Genomic DNA, 18,953 nt, shown 5'->3' with positions numbered 1-18,953 from the left:
CCTTCTGTTTGGTGTGCGCGGGCGTTTGGATGATGCGCGTCAAGATGCCCCACCTGCCCCGTTCTTTCAAAGCACCGCTGGTACCTTTCGTTCCCCTGGCGGGGATCGTGGTTTGCTTGTACCTAATGTACTCACTCCCCATCGAAAGCTGGTACCGACTGGCCGTTTGGCTCTTGCTGGGGCTGGCTATTTATTTCTTTTATGGGAAAAAACACAGCAAAATTCGGGAACAATAAAGGGCAAGGAGGTAGGCGAAACCGGGCGGTAGCCACCCCGCATGTAGTGCTGCCCCATCCCGTTAACAGTGCCCAATAAAGCCCGAAGGGGGCCTTCCACGGGAAGGAATCGAATGCAAAGGGCCTCCGTCAATCCCCAGGGAAGTGAGTTTCTCGTCCAACCCAGGCACCAAGCCAGAGCCATGCCGCGGGAGACATCATTTCTCCCTGAGCCAACTCGGTCTCCCTCCTTCCGACGGAATAAACGTTTGAATTGGCCGGAGTACCCCGTCAAGGATGAAACGCACCGCTGGAAGGGTCACAGGCCGAAAGACAGCTTAGCCGCGGTGGGTCAGGAATTCCCGTCCGCTGCCGTACGGGCCAGCCAACCGGGTGCGAGGACGGAACCCGGTTGCTGCCGGGGAAATCGGAGAATCGGGCGTTGAAAGGAATCGAAATTGAGCCTGATCAATAGACCGCACTGCCTGCCCGGATCCAATCAAGTTAATGGTATATACTGCTTTACTAAACGCCCTTTAATCCCATGGAGCTATATTATTCCTTCTCAGCCCTTATCGTGCTTTCCGCCGTTTTTTCCTACTTAAACGCCCGGTATCTGAAACTCCCAGCCTCCATTGGCATCATGGTTATTGCGCTGATCGTCTCCCTGGGCCTGATCGCGACCGACCAGATTTTTCCCAGGACCTTCCACCGAATTACCTCCCTGATCGCCAGCATTGACCTGACGGAAATCCTTATGGGGGCCATGCTCAATTTTCTACTGTTTGCCGGGGCCATTCACATCCACCTGGAAGATCTTAGGGAGCAGCGCCTACCCATCATCCTGTTTTCTACCATCAGCGTGGTTATTTCCACTTTTGTCATTGGCTTGCTGATGTTCTACCTCCTGCCCTGGCTGGGGCTACCGCTTCCCCTGATTCAATGCCTGGTTTTTGGGGCACTCATTTCGCCGACCGATCCCATTGCCGTCCTGGGTATTCTCAAACAGGCGGGGGTTCCCAAATCCCTGGAAACCAAAATTGCGGGAGAATCCCTGTTCAACGACGGCATGGCGGTAGTCGTCTTCATCATCATGCTGGCCCTGGCCCGGGGCGAAGCAGTCAATACCTCCTTCAGTGGCATTTCCCTGCTGCTGGTCAAAGAGGCTCTGGGGGGCATCGCCCTGGGTCTGCTCCTGGGGTTCATCGGCTCACAAATGATTTACCGCGTGGATGGGTACAACGTACACGTACTCATTACGCTGGCCGTCGTCATGGGAGGGCACCTGGCGGCCCAGGCTCTCCACATGTCAGGGCCCCTGGCGATGGTTGGAGCGGGTCTGGTCATGGGCAATTACGGCAAGAGCCTGGGCGGTATTTCGGAGACCGAGCGGGACTATATCGACAAGTTCTGGGAGCTCATCGACGAGATCCTGAACGCCCTGCTGTTCCTGATCATTGGCTTTGAGTTGCTCCTGATTCCGGACTTGAGCCAATACGGCTGGGTGGGACTGGTCACCGTGGCGGTGGTCTTACTGGCCCGCTTTATCTCCATTTACCTGCCAATTCAGTTCATCCCCTTTCGCACGCGTTTTGGCCGCAAATCCATCACCATTCTGGTGTGGGGAGGATTGCGCGGTGGCGTTTCCATTGCCCTGGCCCTGTCCATTGATCCCGGATTGCACCGGGACCAGCTGTTGGCCATCACCTATTTCGTAGTCCTGTTCTCCATCCTGGTCCAGGGACTTACCATTGGAAAGCTGACCGCGGGCATGAGCCACCAGGAAGAAGTCCAAGACCCCCAGACCCCCTAGCCAACGGGGGGCGCGGGAGTGAGCAGGAAGCGGTGCCGTTGGCTAAACAAGAGCCCCTTTCCTTAAAAAATAAGGGCTCACGATGACTTTTTGTTCATCGCTTTTTTTTAGGTTTACCCTTTACAAGAAAGAAAAAAGCAGGACAAAGAAACGACATGAAGAAAAAACTGATCCTCCTCAACGGGGGGCTGATCACGGCGGCTTTGCTGGCCATGGTCCTGAACGAATACCTGATCGCGCTGCCCGGCTCCTTGCTGCTGGGATTGCGCTGGCTGGCCCTGACGGGCCTGCTGGCGTACGCGCTACTGCGGCAGAATCTGACCACCTCCATCCTGGTCGCGATGCTCATCGGCACCGAGGTCGGCTATGATTTCCCCGCCCTGGCTACCCAGCTCACGTTTTTACGGAAAATTTTCCTGCAAATGATCAAAACGATCATTGCGCCGCTGCTTTTTGCCACCCTGGTGGCGGGCATTGCCGGTCACTCCGATCTCAAACAAGTGGGCCGTATGGGCTGGAAATCGCTGCTGTACTTCGAGGCCGTGACCACCATCGCCCTGTTCATCGGCCTCTTTTTTGCCAATTGGTTCAAGCCGGGCGAGGGCATCATTCCACCCACTACCCTGGAGAGTGAGCTCCCCACGGTGGCTCCCCAAAGCTGGCAGGCCATTATCACCCACGCCTTTCCGGAAAACATCGCCAAATCCATCTACAACGGAGAGGTGCTGCAAATCGTCGTGTTCAGCGTTATTTTTGGGGTGAGCCTGGCTATGTTGCCCCACGACCGGAAGCAGAAGCTGGTAGGAGGCATCGAGAACCTGGCCGAGGTGATGTTCAAATTTACCAAGATCGTCATGCTCTTTGCGCCCATTGGAGTCGGAGCGGCCATCGCCGAGACGGTGGGACACATGGGTATCGACGTGCTGCGCAACCTGGCCATGCTGCTGGCCACGCTCTACTGCGCGCTGCTGGCTTTTCTGGGGCTGGTGTTGGTGCCGGTGGCGCTCTTCGCCCGCATCCCGCTGCTCAAATTTGCCAAAACCATCGCCGAGCCGGTCTCGATCGCCTTTGCCACTACCAGTTCCGAATCGGCCCTGCCCAAGGCCATGGAGAAGATGGAGAAATTTGGCGTGCCGCGCCAGATCGTGTCCTTTGTGATGCCTACGGGCTACAGCTTCAACCTCGACGGTTCCACGCTCTACCTGGCCCTGGCGACCATCTTTGTGGCCCAGGCGACGGGGCACGATTTTCCGCTCAGTCAGCAGCTGGCGATGGTGTTTCTGCTGATGCTTACCAGCAAGGGCGTGGCGGGTATTCCCCGGGCTACGCTGGTAATTCTGCTCGGAGCGGTGGCCAACTTTAACCTGCCCGAATGGCCCGTGCTGCTGATCATGGGCATCGACGAGCTCATGGACATGGCCCGCACCTCCGTGAACGTGATCGGCAACTGCCTAGCTACGGCCGTGGTGGCGCGTTGGGAAGGGGAGCTGGACGATGTCAAAATGCAGCGTTCGGACCAGGTACCTGAAGAAGATGTAGTAGCGCAGCTGCTCGAACCTGATGAGCCTAAGCCGCTCAGCTACCCCTCCGGATCAAACACTTTTTTGTAAATGGGTTTTCGGTACGCAAACTGCGCGTACAGGAGCGCCTTTTCGCGTGTAGCTTGGCGTGGCCTATGGGTCTAAGGCGGGGACTGGAAAGACGAAGCGCTGTACCGACGTTAAAGGAGCAGGCGAAGAAGATGGAGGGTAAGAATGAGCTCCGGCGGCTATTCCTGACGCACGTGGTGCTCATGCCGTATAGCGACAAAGGAAAGATTGGGTCGCTGAGTACACCCATTTTGCTCCTCATTCGGCCCAAGAAATGAAAACCCCAAAAGAGTTCTTTATGGCTAAAATGGCAGCCCAAAGGGGTCCGTTTCTCTGCGGAAAGAGCCCTGTCCACCCGCCCATCGATGGGGAAAATGCCACAGCAGTGACCTTAAGGAATCTGTTGGGCAAGGGTTCTAGGGGTAAGGCACAAAGCGAATACCATAAAGGCCCTGCTGGGCTTTTTTTCTTGTACTGAACAGACTTTACGGCTATTTTATCGTATATAGTCAAAATAACTCAATCGACACCCACCAGGCTGGCATTGGGATAGTTGGTTTTCTCTTCCTGAAAGCTACCCTTTTCGGCAATGATCATTTCACTATACCACTCCTTTAATGCGTTGACTACTTTTGGATACGCCCGGCAATAAGTCAAAATCATTTTCGGGCATAATATTGAACAACTAGTAGTAGCAATCTTAACAAAACTCGAGAAAAATTATCGAATTTCATGAGTTCCTGCTTGGGCTGAAAATTCCTCCCTAAAAAAGAAGCCAACATTTCTCCCCAGCCACTTTCCAAAGCGCTATTGTCCAATAATGCTAAGTAAGGTAGCTGAGGAAACCCGCCGGCAGAGGTTTTTTTTGTCAGACGAGGCACAGAATATCGCTCCCGAGGTGTTCGGCCTGCGCCATAAGTACACATCGCGGGCCGCGTGGTGGTAGAGGGGGCCGTACCGCTTAAAGAGCCGTTCGTATCCCTGGGCCGGATCGGCCTCGAAAGCCTTCCGGATAAAAAATTCGTCGTCCGATAGCGTCATGCGTCCTCTCCCAGTGACGACAACAGGGCGGTGTCCTTGCGTGAAGCATAAATAGCCATTGCTTGTCCGCGTCCTAACTCAACTTCTTCTTTCAACCCACTGGTATTTGAGTTGCAATTACCGTCAATTCTCCTTTTTGTAGAAGGCTTTTTTCGTCTGTCAATTTTTTAAAATCGTCAGGTGGTTTTCCTGGATTCTTTTTGATGTTGTACTATATACGTTTGAAATCACATAGTTTTAATCTGTGAATGCTTGGTAGTATGGCTCTAAAAAAGCGGCTTATAACCTCAATCCGCCTTAGGGACATGTCCGTTCGGCATAGATCAATATAAACTTCGTACAAATACGGACCCTTTAAAGTACGATATGGGGTTTAGTAAGTAGCGTTATACTGACGAACCAGGACCCAGGCAACAAGGCCATTTTAATCCGCTATAAAGGGAAAGCCGTTACCACGCGACGACCCCGGGAACTTGGATCGTCAAAACTCTAAAAGGCTTGGATCTGCCCTTTTTTACACCCAGGCCGTGTCTTTTTGAATGACCCCCTCGGTCGTACCGATCCACAGTTCCTCATCAATCAGTCGCATGACACTTGCTGGCCCATAGGGGAGTCCGTGTGCACCGCTCCAAGCCTCGTGTTGCCCGTTTTGGCGGATCACCCCGATGGAATGGGGGGCACCGTAGTACAGCGCATCCCCCGTTGTGTTTAGGGCCAGGGAATGGTAATAGCGCTCATTACCAACCGCCATCAGCGTTTCGTCCAGGTTGATCCATTGCTTTTTTTTCGTTGCCAGAGACCGTCAGAGGTGGCAACCCACAGGGTACTATCGGCGTCCTGGACTAGTGCGTGGATAAGCCTTCCTTTTAGGGGGGTGATTGGCTGCCAGGTGTCAGCCATCCAGTATAACCCGTCGGTCGTGGCAGCATAAAGTTGGTTTTCTAAATCCCAAAAGAATTGGGTGACCGGGTCGGCGAGGGCCGATAAATCGATCACTTGCCGGTTATCCGTAGTAAATAGGTTTTTGGAGTTGGAAAGCCAAAGCGTTCCGCTTGGGTCGTAGACGGCTTGCTCTACCGGTACCCGCATGGAGTCACTACGCCAAACGCCGTCATGATAGGGGAACACGCCGTTTCGGGTGATGACGACGACACCCTCGTCGCTGGGCAGGATTCGCAAGACAGCCTTACCGGCTGACGGAGGTAGATCGATTATCCGGCTTCGTTTTTGCTGAAACGTTTTAGCAGGGGTGCTATTTTGAGGTCGGCAGCCGCATCCAACGGCCAACCAGAACAAGATTAGAAGCCTTGCGCTCATGCATTTGGGGTTTAAGGCGGATTGATCCTTAGGCTGTCCGCAGGTATAGTAGCTCCCAAATGGAAAATCGGGCTATTAACTGGCTACGAAAAAAAGCAGTAAGGAGTCTTCTCCGGGAGGGAAAGCAGGGGTAGGGTAAATCTTCCTGCTAGGATATGAGGTATGTCGAAAATGACGGAAGTAAACGAACTTATTGTTTATAAAATTACGAGTTCTTTTCATAGTTCATTGGGCTCTGGTAAGCAAAAGCAGAATGCCTCCTTTTGGTCTTGTAGTACATCTCAAGGTACTGCTAAGGCAACCCTGTCCAGGCGACCCTGTCAAAGATTTCTATCTGGGCATCCTGCCTGTTTTCAAAAGCACCGTCTTCGAGCAGCTCCACCTTGAAGCGGCCGCGAGCAGGACTCCATGCAGGCGTTGTCCTATTCCATAAGAGCATGAATCAAAATATCCGTTTCGAACTAGATTCCTTGGGGCTTATCGTGCATTTCGGTAGCCAGATCGGAAAGAGTTAGCTTCGAATCCACCTTAAAGAACTTCATGGTTTCCGGTGGTCCTCCATTTTCAGGAAGATTCTGGCAAATAGCCGGTTGTGGCTCCACCGCTTCCATGGTGATTATTACTTCCGGGTGGCCAAACATTGCCCGCACGGATTGGATAAAATGTGTATTGAGATGGCCCGTATGAAGCGGGAAGGTCTGTCGCAGGAAATTAACCTCCGTAGCAGCGGGCTACGGTACCCGCCACCTGCATTAGCCGGTTATTTTGATCATTCATAAAGCTAAAGTAGCCTGGTTGAACCGGCTGGGGATAGGCCGGTTATGCACGTAGCGGAGGATACCCAACGCGCATAAAGTACATAGCCCGGGTCGTGCAAAGAAAAGCCGGGAGCGGACAGCCCCCGGCCGGTGAACCGACTAGTGTGTAATGATAATAAGCCCATCATCGACGGTCACGGTGACCTGGTCCCCTACCCGGAAACCCGCCTTTGCCATCCAGGAACCGCTCAACAGCAGCGCCGGATTAAAGACCAGACCTTGGTAGGCCTTAACGCGTTTTTCGGCCTTAGATTGCAGTTTTCTGCTTAGCTGGAAAGGGAGCGGATTTTTGCTTTCCAACTGGTAGCAAGTGCGTACATACGTACCCTCGGTGTACTCCCGAACAATGTAGAGGATTGCGCCCGAAGGAAGTTCCAGGCGGCTGGTTTGAAATGCTTCCATGTTCGTAACTGGTTAAGAGACCCTGCTCCGTGCAGGGCTGGCAGCCTCCCCTCGTGGCAGAAACGACACGGGCCAGGGTTTGCCCGGCTAAAAATACAACCCGGAGGGTGGAGATTTTTAGCCAGGGATGGCCGATCGGCCACCCTGGCGGGTGTCGTTTCTGCCACGTACCTTTCGAAAGCCGTGTCGGGTCAGGGTCATAGCGCTACGGCCAACGGGGCGCGCCGCGGCCCCATGAAGGGCGGGCCTTTCCGGCCTTACCCGGCGGGAGTACCGGCCAAACGACCTGCCGAGGCTGCGTAGACCCAAAGGCAATCAGCCTACACAGCCGGAAAACGATACACCCGCCTTAAAAACAAATGGTCACAAGACAATTTAATGGTGGAGGGTTTGATAAGATTCAGAACTTTCCGTTGAATTGGCAATCCAATCCACTAACGTTGAACTGTATAAGTTAAAGCCAGCAAATTTGTTTTACGTAGCAAAAATTTTCTTATTGGTACTATATCTACTGATACCAAGTTTAGAATGAGCCCAGAGAATGATTACCTATTAAGCCGCTTAGCCGTCCGGGTAGAAGAGTCCGATACTCGTTTGCCGATCAGCAGTGGAATACTGTTTAGCAGCCCTCTCCTAATCGATTCTATTTATCTACTTACCGCAGCGCACTGCCTGTACGAGGATCAAGAAACGTTCGAACGCCCGAGGCCTGAAGTATTGATTAGTTTGTTTAATCCTGCACTTGCGAGCTATCAATCAATACACGTTGCAGTCAGTCACGACCTGGTTTCAAAAACAACTGCAAAAGATGTGGCCGTAATCAAACTTGAAAAGGTTCAGGTAGAAGCAATAACTGGTTTCTTGCCAGAAGTGCAGGCTATCAAAGAGCGGCACTCAATCACCACTTTTGCCTTGAAAGGCTTCCCAAGCGCCACCAAAGGCCAAGAACTCGTATTGACGAAGCCTGAATTTATGCAGGAAATGGCGGGCCAAAGCACATTTCAGTTGCGTTTGACGGATGACTTTACCACCGACACTAGCGCTGAATCCAAGGTAGATGGCTTTTCAGGCAGCGGTGTTTTTTTAGAGAGCTATAATAAACTCTATCTCTTCGGCCTTTTTACCCGCTTCCGGGAAGCGCAAAAAATCATCTATTGCCAGTACATTGAAGCTATCAACGAACTACTTACAGCGGCCTTTCTACCCAACATTCCCTTCTCGTATATCGGGGAGTACGGTTTGACGCCGGATTTTTTTGCAAAGCACAGTGCGAACATGATCAAAAATCTTGGTCCACGCTTTAGCGAACAATTGAATTTGCGATTGCCAATCGTCTCTAATTTTCACGACGCGGCGAGAAATGATACGTTTAAGCGTCGGCTATTGAGGTGCATTGATAGTTGGTTACAACGTAGCAACTCAAGCCATGATAAAAAGAAGGGGCTTCTCGCTGAGATTGCTGATGAACATGGCGCACTCAGGCAATCGACCATTGCTTGGGTTTCTGCTATTCAATGGGAAGCGGATAAACCCATTGACTTGGCTCCAATATGTGAGGGGCTGAACACTTTGGAAAAGCACCTTGATGAAAAGCAAAGTGAACTGTATGAACTGAGAAGGCAGGAACGACAAAGGAAAAGCGAGCTAGGAGAGGGAAAAAGGCATAATCACGGGAAAGAACGAGAACCGTACGAAAGCGAGCTACAGTGGTTGCGAGAAACGGAACGTGCCCTCTCGGCGCTCCAGGGAGCGTTAAGGGAAATATCCTTTACGCTCGCTAATTCACCAGTCCTCCTGATCAAAGGGGAGCCCGGAAGCGGGAAATCCCACCTGCTGGGTGATATGGCGAATGAGGCCACGAAGGCAGGAGTCGCAACGCTATTATTTCTAGGACAACTTTTTCAACGCGGCCAAACCATCTGGCAAAACATTCTGAACCAGCTTGGCTTAACATGCACCCAGTATGAGTTATTGACCTCCCTCAATAGCATCGGCAGACAGCAGGGGTCAAGGGTACTAATCATGATTGACGCACTTAATGAAGGGCCGGGCCGAGCGCTTTGGAAAGATGCGTTAGCAGGCTTTATTGAAGAAGTAAAGTCCTTTCCTTTTGTTGGCTTGGTACTGAGTGTACGAACTACCTATTTCAATGCCATCATTCCAAAGAACCTGCAAAAGGATGGACCAATTACCTACCGAGTTCATGCGGGTTTCCAAGGAAATGAATATGCGGCACTCCGGTTATTCTGTGAGCACTACGGATTGCAGACGCCAAACTTTCCGATGCTGGCCCCTGAATTTACCAATCCCCTCTTTTTACAACTGCTTTGCCAAGGAATGAAAGCCTCTGGTAAAAAGGTATTTCCGCAAGGTTTCCAGGGAGTCACCAACGTATTCAATCATTATGTGGATGCGGTTTATGAGAAGTTAGCCGAGAAAAGAGAAGATTATACGAACCGGAAGCACATCGTTCGCGAGGCAATACAGGCTGTGGCGAAAGCCTGCTTTGAGAAAGAAGGGCCACGAATGCTCACGATTGAGGAAGCTGATACGCTATTCCAAGAACGGTTCGATCGCTATCCTCATCTGTTGAATGACCTGATCCACGAGTACCTATTGATCCAAACCACGCAGACGGATTACCGAACTGAGACAGAATTCGAGATGCTCTATTTTGCCTTTGAGCGCTTGGGAGACTTTTTTATTACGGAACAATTGCTGGGTGAGTACACCACTACGGCCCAGGTCAGGCAAGCCTTCCAGAAAGACGGCCAACTGGGTCAATTACTCGAGGGTTATTCGTGGTCAAACAGCGGTATTCTGGATGCCATGGCTGTTCGTTTGCCCGAAAAATACGAGCTGGAGATAGTGGAGGCATGTGATTGGGCCTTTGGCTTAACCGATGACCCGCACCACGACGATGTTGGGGACTGCCTGACGCGGTGCTTGTGGGATAGTCTGAAATGGCGGCTCCCCTCACACATTGATGACAAGAAGATTACGGCTTGGCTACGAAGCGACCAATGCAGCCTTGATGACGACTCATACCTATTGCGATTGGTCGAGTTGACCACTGTGCACGCACACCCTTTCAACAGTGATCGGCTCTTCAAATTTATGAATCAATACTCCATGCCGGAGCGCGATGGCTTTTGGCAAGTGCATATGCATCATTTTTGTCACTACGGCGAGGATAGAAACGCTTTCCCAATCCGAAGACTCATCGATTGGGCTTGGCAAAAAGGTGTTTCTGCTTCCATTGACTCCGAGACGGCGCGATTGGCAGGACAAACCTTAGCCTGGCTTCTTTCCAGCACCGATAGACAGCTTCGTGATCAGACGACGAAAGCGATGGTTAACCTATTGGAGGAGCAACCCGATGCGCTGATTAGGATCATGCAGGCTTTTATTAACATTGATGACGCCTATATTGCGGAAAGGCTGTATGCCGTAGCCTATGGCTGCGCGCTTCGTACCAGTACCGATACCAAGCTGGAGCAGATAGCCTCGTACATCTATACCAGCACGTTTAAGGACGGCAACCCACCTGTTCACGTATTGCTGCGCGATTACGCCAGGAATATTGTGGAGTATGCTCACTATAAAGGACGGGCAACATCCATGGATATGGCGGTGGTACGCCCGCCCTACCAAAGCGAATTTCCCACTGTATTGCCTTCCGATGAGGAGGTGAGGCAGTACCAAAATAAGTCCATTGCTACGGATAGCAGGGGAGAAAAGGAAAAGAACCGAATTGATGGACAGATATACTTTTCCACGATCACTTGGGATTTTGGCCGTTATACGGTTGAAAGTGCGGTAAGGAACTTTGCCCCCGTAAGCTTTACCACGGAATCACGCTTCAAAGATTTTCAAAAGACGCTGAAAGGGGAGAGAAAATATAGGATGCGAATCATTGTAGCCCATGTTAAGCTAAAAGCCTTGTTGGAAGCAAGAAAAGCAGGTGGCACAAAAGTGCTTGCAGGCAAAGCTATTGAGGATAGGATTATTGAGTTAGACCATGATAATCAGCGCTATCTCCGCTCTCTGGTAGAGTTATTTGATGCTGAAGAAATCGCGGAGATAAACCAAAAGTTCCTACCTTTTCTCCAAGCGAAACATGCGGATAAAAAATACCCGCAGGATTCATTAGAATACGCGCCGATCAAGTATTGGATCGTTCAACGTGCCTTTGAACTAGGCTACGCGATTGAAAAGCATTATGAGTATGACAGTCTGGCAGAGCGCCATAGTGATCACTTCGCCGCCCACGGAAATAAAATTGAACGAATCGGCAAAAAGTACCAATGGATAGCGTTGCACGAAATTTTAGCCCGGCTGGGGGACAACTATTATTACAAGGAAGACAGATGGAACTCCCGTGCCCAATACTCGTTTTACCAAGGGCCTTGGCAACAGTACTTAAGGGACATCGATCCCATCTTCACGATCAAAAATCCCGAAGGAAAAGTCGACGAGGCAGGGAGCAGTACGCGCGTTCCCCTCCAAAAAGGCTGGTATTTTGATACAGAATACGCTTATTGGAATCAAGCCCCTTCCCAATGGGTGAACAACAAAAAGGATTTACCTGCGCCCGAAAATATCATTCTTCGCCAGGATGAACATGGGGAAGCCTGGGTTTATTTGAAAATGAGCACAACGTGGGAGGAACCCAAAGGAATTGGACAGGACCGGCACAACCGTCCTCGTAAAGCAATCCGGTACCTGATCAATGCTTACCTCGTCCGCAAAGGCAACACGAAGAAAATAACGGAATGGCTCTCCGGCAAGGATTTTTCTGACATACATATGCCGGAGACCCAAAGAACGAATGCGAGCCTATTCAACCGAGAAAATTACTGGTCGCCTACCGCCAGGCTAGAGGCCAAGCAACGGAAGACCTGGGAAGCGATTCCTGCTTCTACGCATAAAGTGAGCGTTACCACGCAGGAAGCGGTCGGCGAAATGAGCGGAGATAAATCCGGGGCCCATTTTCACTACGACATGCCTTCGAAAATCCTCTTCGAAGGCATGGGACTACAATACGCCCCGGAAGATGGTAGTTTTAAAAATAGCATGGGTCAGATGATAGTGACCCACATTAACGGCCGTGGGATTTTGATGAGGAAGAAAGAGCTTTTCATTTTTCTTGAACGAAGCAATTTTGATATTTTTTGGTCGCTAGAAGGCGAAAAGATTGCTACCACTGGGTTGTCTAACTCTGAGAACGATCAATATAGCGCTATTAGCGGCGTGTATCAAATTAGCGAAAACAAAGTTATGGGTAACTTATTCATTACTAAAAGGGAGTAAACACCATGCGCGTTCGGTTTTACCAAGTTGAGTGCGGCGATGCGGCAAGCATCAGCTACGAAGGTGACGACGGTAACGTACATTATCTATTCTTAGATGCCGGTTACGAAAGGACTTACCGGGATATTCTCGCGGATGAAGTTAAAACCATCGGTGCGGCTGGAGGCCAGATTGATATTTGGGTGATCTCACACATTCACGATGACCACATTGGTGGAATTATCGCTTACCTCAAGGCCATAGAAAAGGGCGAAGCCGAAGATATTGTTTCAAAATGGTGGTACAATCATCCCCATGTGCAAGTCAAGAACGCAGGGTTGAGAAAGTGTATTAATGCCATCAGCGAAGCCAAAAGTTTTGCCAAGGGCGAGCAGCTCACTTCCTACCTTGTCCGTACTGGACACCTTCCCCAGATGGATATGGTGCAACTGCATACGACGACAGGGCCTGCCGGACTAAAAGTTACCGTCCTTTCGCCCACGGCTAGGGCTCTACAACAATTGAGAGAAAAGTATAGAAATACAAGCCTTCGGGCTTTGGATTATCATGAGTTGACAGCCATCAGCGAGCCAACAGCATCCAAAGCCAGCGACTACCACCAAAAGGTGGATAGCTTTGTTTTGGATGCGTTCACCGAAGATACTTCTATAGAAAACGGCAGCAGTATCGCCGTGCTTATTGAGCAGGAAAAGAAAAAAGTGCTTTGGTTGGCCGATGCGTTGCCCAGCACGATTATGGACGCCCTAAGAGATTTAGGATATTCGGCGGACCATCCCTTGGAAGTTGACTTGGTGAAGGTTTCGCATCATGGCAGCTGTGGAAATAACAGCAGTGCATTATACAGCTTGATTCGCTGTAATACTTATGTCTTTTGTGCCAGCGGTGACAACAAGCATCAGCTCCCTACCAAGGAATGCCTGGTGCGAATTCTGAAAAACCAGCATAGACCTGAGCATAGTGAGTATGCATTCCTGTTTACCCATGATAATGCTACGCTTCGTAGTATTTTTGATGTGGATGGCAGCGCAATTTTTAAGAGCTTACGCTTCAAAATGAGCTTTTCTGCTTCAAAATGTTTGGAAGTGCATTGTTAGATAAAGCAACAATGATGCCCGTTGTACGTATCCAGGCTAACGGTCGCATTTCTAACAACGCCTTGCAGCATCCCTACAAGAACCAGGGCCGGCCTGCCACCCGCACGTCTCCCCTGGTACCACGCTCTCAAATTCGTTTAAGCCAACCGAGGCCCCGCCAATGGCAGCATTTCCACGGCGCTGGTGGTTCTCAACCGCCCGCGGCAGCACTACACCTTCGATTTCCGGCACCACGTGGCGGAGGGAGGAAGGTCAGGGGAACTGAGGTGCGGCGATCCTGAGACCGTTCGGTGAATGATTGGCCCTTTGCCCGCGCGGGTGTAAGAACCATCGCGGGGAGCCCGGCTTAGGTCAAGTCTCCGTGGATGCCCTTTAGCCTTGGAAACCCTGAAGCTGGAATACCGCAACCAGTTCCTCCGCCACATACAGAAATTTTGGGTGGATCGGGTTCGCGATTACCACAATTGGTAGACAGTCAGGCCGACCTACTATCTTACTTTTTCCACCTGGCACGTGGTTCATACCCTGCTGATCACCGCCACTCAGGAAGGGAAAGTTGGGACTAATTTACCGCTACAATCAGCGGGTCGAGGCGGTTGAAACGGATCAATCACTCAGGCGGAGGGACTCGTCTTCCCCCTGAATAGGCGGAAACCGAACGCTCCCTCGTCGCGCCACCAATACAGGGTCCCCCATTGTCAGACCGATCAATCCCCCTCCTTTTACCGATGGTGACCGTCGCGGGCGAGGAACGTATAGTTGCTACCGCCGAAAATCCTCCCCTAAACCAGGCCACGCAAAGGCCACACGCTTTCCAGTATCCATTATTTTACGGGCTAGCGTACTACCGACCGTCCACCCCTCCGCTCGTAATCAACTAGTTACCCAAAACGAACGGGGCCACTTTTTCGCTCCCTTAACCCGAATTTTCCATTTTTGTATTTTTTTACACTTTTAATGCGCTAACTACCAGGCATTTGCAGTGATTTAAAAGGGAGTGCCGCTGGGGGGCACCCATTTTGGCCCTTTTGGGGTGAGCAGCTTCCCTTTTACTTTGCCAACACAAGTTTAAAAAAGGAGAAGCCAAAAGGAAGCGGGGATGGAAGCAACGGAATTCTGGAGCGGGTACCTGAAACTGGTCATTCCGCTGCTCGTGGGATACTACGGATTGATCGTTTACTGGTTCTACCGGCAGGAGCTCAAGGTTTTCTGGGCCGGTACCCGCGGCCGGGCCCCGACCGATGCGGGTACCGCCGCCCCGCCGGTACCAACCGAGGGGGCCGGGGTGGAAAACGGGCCGGTTATCGCGTCGTCCCTGGCGGCGGCACCGGGTGGCGACCCACGGGAGGAGACCCTCCTACAGGTGGAAGAACTGGCCGCTTACCTCCGGCAAGCCATCGCCGAAGCCCACGAAAAAGCGTATGATCGTCAGGAACTGATCCTCCTGATCGAGCTGACTCTGAAAGAGTATCCGGGCCTGGTGGGCACCTCCTTCCGCCACGCGATCAACCACCTCATCGAGACCGAGTGCGCGAAATACGGCCGCATCCACCTGGAGGCAGAGGTAGTGGCTCAGATGTGGGAACAGGTGAACTGATGGGACCGGATCCGGCAGGGCTTCCCCCGGGAAGTTCCTGTCGAAACATGCACGAAAAATCATCCGAAGTAGATCGAACAAGGCTATGAAAACAAAGCAAATCCATCAAACCTCCCAGCGGGGCATGGCGCTGGCCGGTGTGCTGGCCCTCCTCGCACGGTTCGGGGCCCGGGCCCAGGACGTGGCCGCCGGCATCAACGAAGCCGACTCCCAGGTACGCTCCTACTTTGAGCCCGGCACCAACCTCATGTATGCCATCGGCGCGGTGCTGGGGTTGGTGGGGGCGGTAAAAGTCTTCCAGAAATGGAACGCGGGGGACCAGGACACCAGCAAAGTGGCGGCCGCCTGGTTTGGCAGCTGCATATTCCTGATCGTGGTAGCCACGGTCCTGAAATCGTTCTTCGGGCTCTAATGCCCCAAGAAACCAGGCAGGCGGCGGCGAAAGAAGGGCACTTGGGAGGCCTCTTCCAGCACCGTCCCGCGTTTTTTCGGCGCACAAAACGAGGGTCACCGCGCGGGGGCGGATCGGGGCGTGGACCCAAGACCGCCGGAAAGCGATTCGGGAAGGTAAACGGCCCTAGCACGCCCAGCCGCTCTGCGTGGAGGAACGGGTGGGGGTCCCAGGCCCCCTCCCGGTTCCCCTTGCCAACGGGCAAGCCATTAACCGCCCAGACCCGCCCCTCCGAGCAGGGCTGGCCTTGGCACCGAAAGGGGTAAGACCCCGAACCAGGAGTGCAACCTAGCTAAGAAAAACGGTACAAAAAGTAGGATTGACGTGGCGAACCAAAAGTATCCGATCAACAAGTCCATCAACCGGAGCATCGAATTCCATGGACTGAAGGCCCAGTACATCGGGTACATGGGCGGGAGCATGGGCACCCTGTTCGTGCTGTACGTGCTGCTCTATTCGGTGCTGGGTCTGTCCTCCTACCTGTGCATCGGGGTAGTACTGGTAGCCGGAACCGCGCTAACCCTTACGCTCTACAGCCTAAGTAACCGGTACGGGGAACACGGTCTGGTCAAAGTCCTGGTCCGTCGACGCGTTCCCGACCACCTCAGGGCCCGCGGTCGAAAGGCCTTTTTCTTTCCCCGTAAACGAGGAAATGGCCGGAGTCAGGCAGCCAACCGCGGGCGCCCCCAAGGAAAACCGGAGCGTCTCTAGCCACGGGCGCGGAACGAGTAGCCCCGCCGCGAAAGAGCCCGCCGAATCCCGCGCACGGGGAAGGGAACGGCTCACCCGGCCAACGAACCAAGACCATCAAAAAATAACCAGCCATGGAAAAAATATGGGACGAAATCTTACCGATCCTCGACGTGGAGCATGATTGCATCCTCAGCGCCTTTGGGGACCTGACCGTGGTTTTTCAGGCCGACCTACCCGAAATTTTCACGCTCGCCGACGAGGATTACGAGGCCTTTCACCAGGCCTGGGTCAAGGCCATCCGGGTGCTGCCCAAGCACAGTGTGCTTCTGAAGCAGGACTGGTTTCTGGAAAGCCACCACCAGGCCGATTTTAGCCCGGAGGAAACCAGCTTTCTGGGCCGCAGCAGCGAGCGTTTTTTCAACGAACGTCCCTTCCTGGATCACCGCTGTTACCTGCTACTGACCAAGAAACCGGAGGACCGCAAACCGGCACGGTCGCTGTTCTCGAATCTGCGCGGGGCCAGCCTGGTGCCAGAGCAAACGATCCAGTCGCAACGCCTGCAGGACTTTCTGGAAAGCGTCGGCCAATGCCAACGAATCCTCGAGGACAGCGGCTTTATGCGGCTTCGGCGGCTCACCAACGACGAGTTGGGGAGTCGGCCGCGGGCAGCGGGGCTCATCGAGCGTTACTGCTTCCTGGCCGAAAAGCCCGAACATCCCCTCCTCCGAGACATCAGCTTTCGGGAGGGCCTCACGGTGGGGGATCGCCACGCCCTGGTGTATACCCTCGGGGACGCGGCCGACCTGCCTTCCCTGTGCAGTAGCCGGATCGACTACCCCCGCTACAGTACGGACCGAACCAAATTCAGCGTGGGTTTTGCCGCCAGCCTGGGGCAGCTCCTGCCCTGTAACCACATCTACCACCAGTACGTCGTGGTGGAGGATGCCCAGAAGACCCTGCAAAAACTCGAAAGCAAACGGTTGCGCCTGCAATCGCTGTCGGCCTACTCCCGCGAGAACAGCATCGCCCGGGAGGCGACGAACGATTTCCTCAACGAAGCCATCAGCCAGCAGCGGTTGCCCGTCAAGGCGCACTTCAATATCCTGGCGTGGGCAGACAGTCCGGCCGGGTTGAAAGAAATCCGGAATCAGGTCTCTTCCGCCCTGGCGCAAATGGACGCGGTAGCCAAGCAGGAAACGGTGGGAGCCCCGCCCCTTTTTTGGGCGGGCATCCCCGGCAACCAAGGTGCGCTGCCCGCCTACGAGACCTTCGATACCTTTGCCGAGCAGGCGGCCTGCTTTTTCAACCTGGAAACCAGCTACCAATCTTCCCGCAGCCCGGTGGGACTGCGGCTGGGGGACCGGTTGACGGGGAAGCCGGTGCACGTCGACCTTTCCGACGAACCCGTCCAACGGGGGATCTGCACCAACCGGAACAAATTTATTTTAGGGCCTTCCGGTTCGGGAAAATCCTTTTTTACCAACCACCTGGTCCGAAGCTACTACGAACAAGGGACCCACATCGTCCTGGTGGACGTGGGGCACAGCTACCGGGGGCTGTGCGACCTGGTGCAGGGGTACTATTTTACTTATAGCGAAGACAACCCCATCCGTTTCAACCCCTTTTACCGGCCGGAAGGGGACGCGTTGGATACCGAAAAAAAGGAAAGCCTCAAGACGTTACTGCTGGCTTTGTGGAAAAAAGACGATGAGGTATACAAGCGCAGCGAATACGTCGCCTTGTCCAACGCCATCACGGGTTACTACGCTTTTTTGGATACCCACCCGGACGTATTTGCCAGCTTCGACAGTTTTTACACCTTTTTGCGGGACGAGTACGCGCCGGTGTTGGCCAGGGACCGCGTCAAGGAAAAGGATTTCGACATGGGCAATTTCTTGTACGTGCTTAAACCCTTTTACGCGGGCGGGGAGTTTGATTACCTCCTCAACGCCCGGGAAAACCTCAACCTGCTAGAGGAACGATTCATTGTCTTCGAACTGGACAACATCAAGGATCACCCCATCCTATTTCCGGTGGTAACCATCATCATCATGGAGGTATTCATCAACAAGATGCGCAAACTCAAGGGGGTACGCAAAATGATCCTGATCGAGGAAGCCTGGAAAGCCATTGCCAAGGAAGGCATGGCCGAGTACATCCGGTACCTGTTTAAAACCGTGCGTAAATTTTTCGGCGAAGCCATTGTCGTCACCCAGGAAGTGGAAGACATCCTTTCGTCCCCCGTCGTCAAACAGGCCATCCTCCACAATTCGGATTGCAAAATCTTGCTCGATCAGTCGAAATACCGCAACAATTTCGATCCGATTCAGGAACTACTGGGGCTTACGGAAAAGGAAAAGACGCTCGTCCTGTCGGTGAACCGGGCCAACGATCCGCTCCGGAAGTACAAGGAGGTCTTCATCAGCCTGGGCGGCACCCTCAGCCGGGTGTACCGGACCGAGGTAAGCCCGGAAGAATACCTCACCTACACGACCGAGGAGACGGAGAAGCTACAGGTAGCCGCCTACGCGACCCGTTACGGCAGCCTGGAAAAAGGGATCCGGGCGCTGGCGGAAGCCATGCGGACGAAGCAAAAGTACTAAACCAAAG

At 52.9% G+C, this 18,953-nt stretch carries 14 protein-coding genes; 10 read left to right on the top strand and 4 right to left on the bottom strand.

Features of this window, described 5'->3' with window-relative positions; genetic code table 11:
• The 4 genes from HNQ92_RS23590 to HNQ92_RS28990 all read left to right on the top strand — a co-directional run.
• Positions 1-236: amino acid permease C-terminal domain-containing protein (locus tag HNQ92_RS23590; RefSeq protein WP_281380781.1), on the top strand; the 236-nt coding region annotated here is incomplete at its 5' end.
• Between the two features lie 523 nt (positions 237-759).
• Positions 760-2,028: a cation:proton antiporter gene (locus HNQ92_RS23585; RefSeq protein ID WP_184178034.1), complete on the top strand. Its 1,269-nt coding sequence runs from the start codon at positions 760-762 to the stop codon at positions 2,026-2,028.
• A 155-nt stretch (positions 2,029-2,183) separates the two neighbouring features.
• A complete protein-coding gene (locus HNQ92_RS23580; RefSeq protein ID WP_184178032.1) occupies positions 2,184-3,638 on the top strand; it encodes a dicarboxylate/amino acid:cation symporter in 1,455 nt (484 codons plus the stop codon).
• A 131-nt stretch (positions 3,639-3,769) separates the two neighbouring features.
• Positions 3,770-3,895, top strand: a complete 126-nt coding sequence (locus HNQ92_RS28990; protein WP_281380780.1) for a hypothetical protein — start codon at positions 3,770-3,772, stop codon at positions 3,893-3,895.
• A 241-nt stretch (positions 3,896-4,136) separates the two neighbouring features.
• Here the strand turns inward: HNQ92_RS28990 and HNQ92_RS23575 are convergent, their stop codons facing one another.
• The 4 genes from HNQ92_RS23575 to HNQ92_RS23560 form a co-directional block, all read right to left on the bottom strand.
• Positions 4,137-4,280 carry a type II toxin-antitoxin system HigB family toxin gene (locus HNQ92_RS23575; protein ID WP_184178030.1) on the bottom strand — a complete coding sequence of 48 codons (144 nt, stop codon included), beginning with the start codon at positions 4,278-4,280 and terminating at the stop codon, positions 4,137-4,139.
• A 144-nt stretch (positions 4,281-4,424) separates the two neighbouring features.
• Complete coding sequence (locus tag HNQ92_RS23570; RefSeq protein WP_184178028.1) at positions 4,425-4,658, bottom strand: hypothetical protein; 234 nt, start codon at positions 4,656-4,658, stop codon at positions 4,425-4,427.
• Positions 4,659-5,408: 750 nt separating this feature from the next.
• Positions 5,409-5,786, bottom strand: coding sequence for a two-component regulator propeller domain-containing protein (locus HNQ92_RS29090; RefSeq protein WP_184178026.1), 378 nt, complete (start codon positions 5,784-5,786; stop codon positions 5,409-5,411).
• A 1,106-nt stretch (positions 5,787-6,892) separates the two neighbouring features.
• Positions 6,893-7,195, bottom strand: a complete 303-nt coding sequence (locus tag HNQ92_RS23560) for a SymE family type I addiction module toxin (protein ID WP_184178024.1) — start codon at positions 7,193-7,195, stop codon at positions 6,893-6,895.
• A 528-nt stretch (positions 7,196-7,723) separates the two neighbouring features.
• Between HNQ92_RS23560 and avs2 the strand changes: the two genes are divergently transcribed.
• From avs2 to HNQ92_RS23530, 6 genes are all read left to right on the top strand, one after another.
• Entirely contained in the window at positions 7,724-12,508 is a 4,785-nt protein-coding gene (avs2, locus tag HNQ92_RS23555; protein ID WP_184178022.1) for an AVAST type 2 anti-phage system protein Avs2, read from the top strand.
• Positions 12,509-12,513: 5 nt separating this feature from the next.
• Positions 12,514-13,602 carry an MBL fold metallo-hydrolase gene (locus HNQ92_RS23550; RefSeq protein WP_184178020.1) on the top strand — a complete coding sequence of 363 codons (1,089 nt, stop codon included), beginning with the start codon at positions 12,514-12,516 and terminating at the stop codon, positions 13,600-13,602.
• A gap of 1,099 nt (positions 13,603-14,701) precedes the next feature.
• On the top strand, positions 14,702-15,199 hold the full coding sequence (locus tag HNQ92_RS23545) for a hypothetical protein (protein WP_184178018.1): 498 nt from the start codon (positions 14,702-14,704) through the stop codon (positions 15,197-15,199).
• A gap of 124 nt (positions 15,200-15,323) precedes the next feature.
• Positions 15,324-15,611, top strand: a complete 288-nt coding sequence (locus tag HNQ92_RS23540; RefSeq protein ID WP_246440733.1) for a DUF4134 domain-containing protein — start codon at positions 15,324-15,326, stop codon at positions 15,609-15,611.
• 363 nt (positions 15,612-15,974) lie between these two features.
• Positions 15,975-16,361: a DUF4133 domain-containing protein gene (locus HNQ92_RS23535; RefSeq protein WP_184178014.1), complete on the top strand. Its 387-nt coding sequence runs from the start codon at positions 15,975-15,977 to the stop codon at positions 16,359-16,361.
• Positions 16,362-16,474: 113 nt separating this feature from the next.
• A complete protein-coding gene (locus HNQ92_RS23530; RefSeq protein ID WP_184178012.1) occupies positions 16,475-18,946 on the top strand; it encodes a TraG family conjugative transposon ATPase in 2,472 nt (823 codons plus the stop codon).
• Positions 18,947-18,953 lie beyond the last annotated feature (7 nt).

The sequence above is a fragment of the Rhabdobacter roseus genome, from assembly GCF_014202275.1.
In the GTDB taxonomy this organism is placed as follows: domain Bacteria; phylum Bacteroidota; class Bacteroidia; order Cytophagales; family Spirosomataceae; genus Rhabdobacter; species Rhabdobacter roseus.
The sequence above is the reverse complement of the archived record's forward strand: the minus strand, read 5'-3'. Positions and strand labels throughout refer to the sequence as shown.

What these genes read in the sequence shown, in the direction of transcription:
- HNQ92_RS28990 (WP_281380780.1), top strand. Translation starts at nt 3,770, where the DNA reads ATGGAGGGTAAGAATGAGCTCCGGCGGCTATTCCTGACGCACGTGGTG.
- avs2 (WP_184178022.1), top strand. Translation starts at nt 7,724, where the DNA reads ATGAGCCCAGAGAATGATTACCTATTAAGCCGCTTAGCCGTCCGGGTA.
- HNQ92_RS23550 (WP_184178020.1), top strand. Translation starts at nt 12,514, where the DNA reads ATGCGCGTTCGGTTTTACCAAGTTGAGTGCGGCGATGCGGCAAGCATC.
- HNQ92_RS23580 (WP_184178032.1), top strand. Translation starts at nt 2,184, where the DNA reads ATGAAGAAAAAACTGATCCTCCTCAACGGGGGGCTGATCACGGCGGCT.
- HNQ92_RS23585 (WP_184178034.1), top strand. Translation starts at nt 760, where the DNA reads ATGGAGCTATATTATTCCTTCTCAGCCCTTATCGTGCTTTCCGCCGTT.
- HNQ92_RS23540 (WP_246440733.1), top strand. Translation starts at nt 15,324, where the DNA reads ATGGCGCTGGCCGGTGTGCTGGCCCTCCTCGCACGGTTCGGGGCCCGG.
- HNQ92_RS23560 (WP_184178024.1), bottom strand. Translation starts at nt 7,195, where the DNA reads ATGGAAGCATTTCAAACCAGCCGCCTGGAACTTCCTTCGGGCGCAATC.
- HNQ92_RS23545 (WP_184178018.1), top strand. Translation starts at nt 14,702, where the DNA reads ATGGAAGCAACGGAATTCTGGAGCGGGTACCTGAAACTGGTCATTCCG.
- HNQ92_RS23570 (WP_184178028.1), bottom strand. Translation starts at nt 4,658, where the DNA reads ATGACGCTATCGGACGACGAATTTTTTATCCGGAAGGCTTTCGAGGCC.
- HNQ92_RS23530 (WP_184178012.1), top strand. Translation starts at nt 16,475, where the DNA reads ATGGAAAAAATATGGGACGAAATCTTACCGATCCTCGACGTGGAGCAT.
- HNQ92_RS23575 (WP_184178030.1), bottom strand. Translation starts at nt 4,280, where the DNA reads ATGATTTTGACTTATTGCCGGGCGTATCCAAAAGTAGTCAACGCATTA.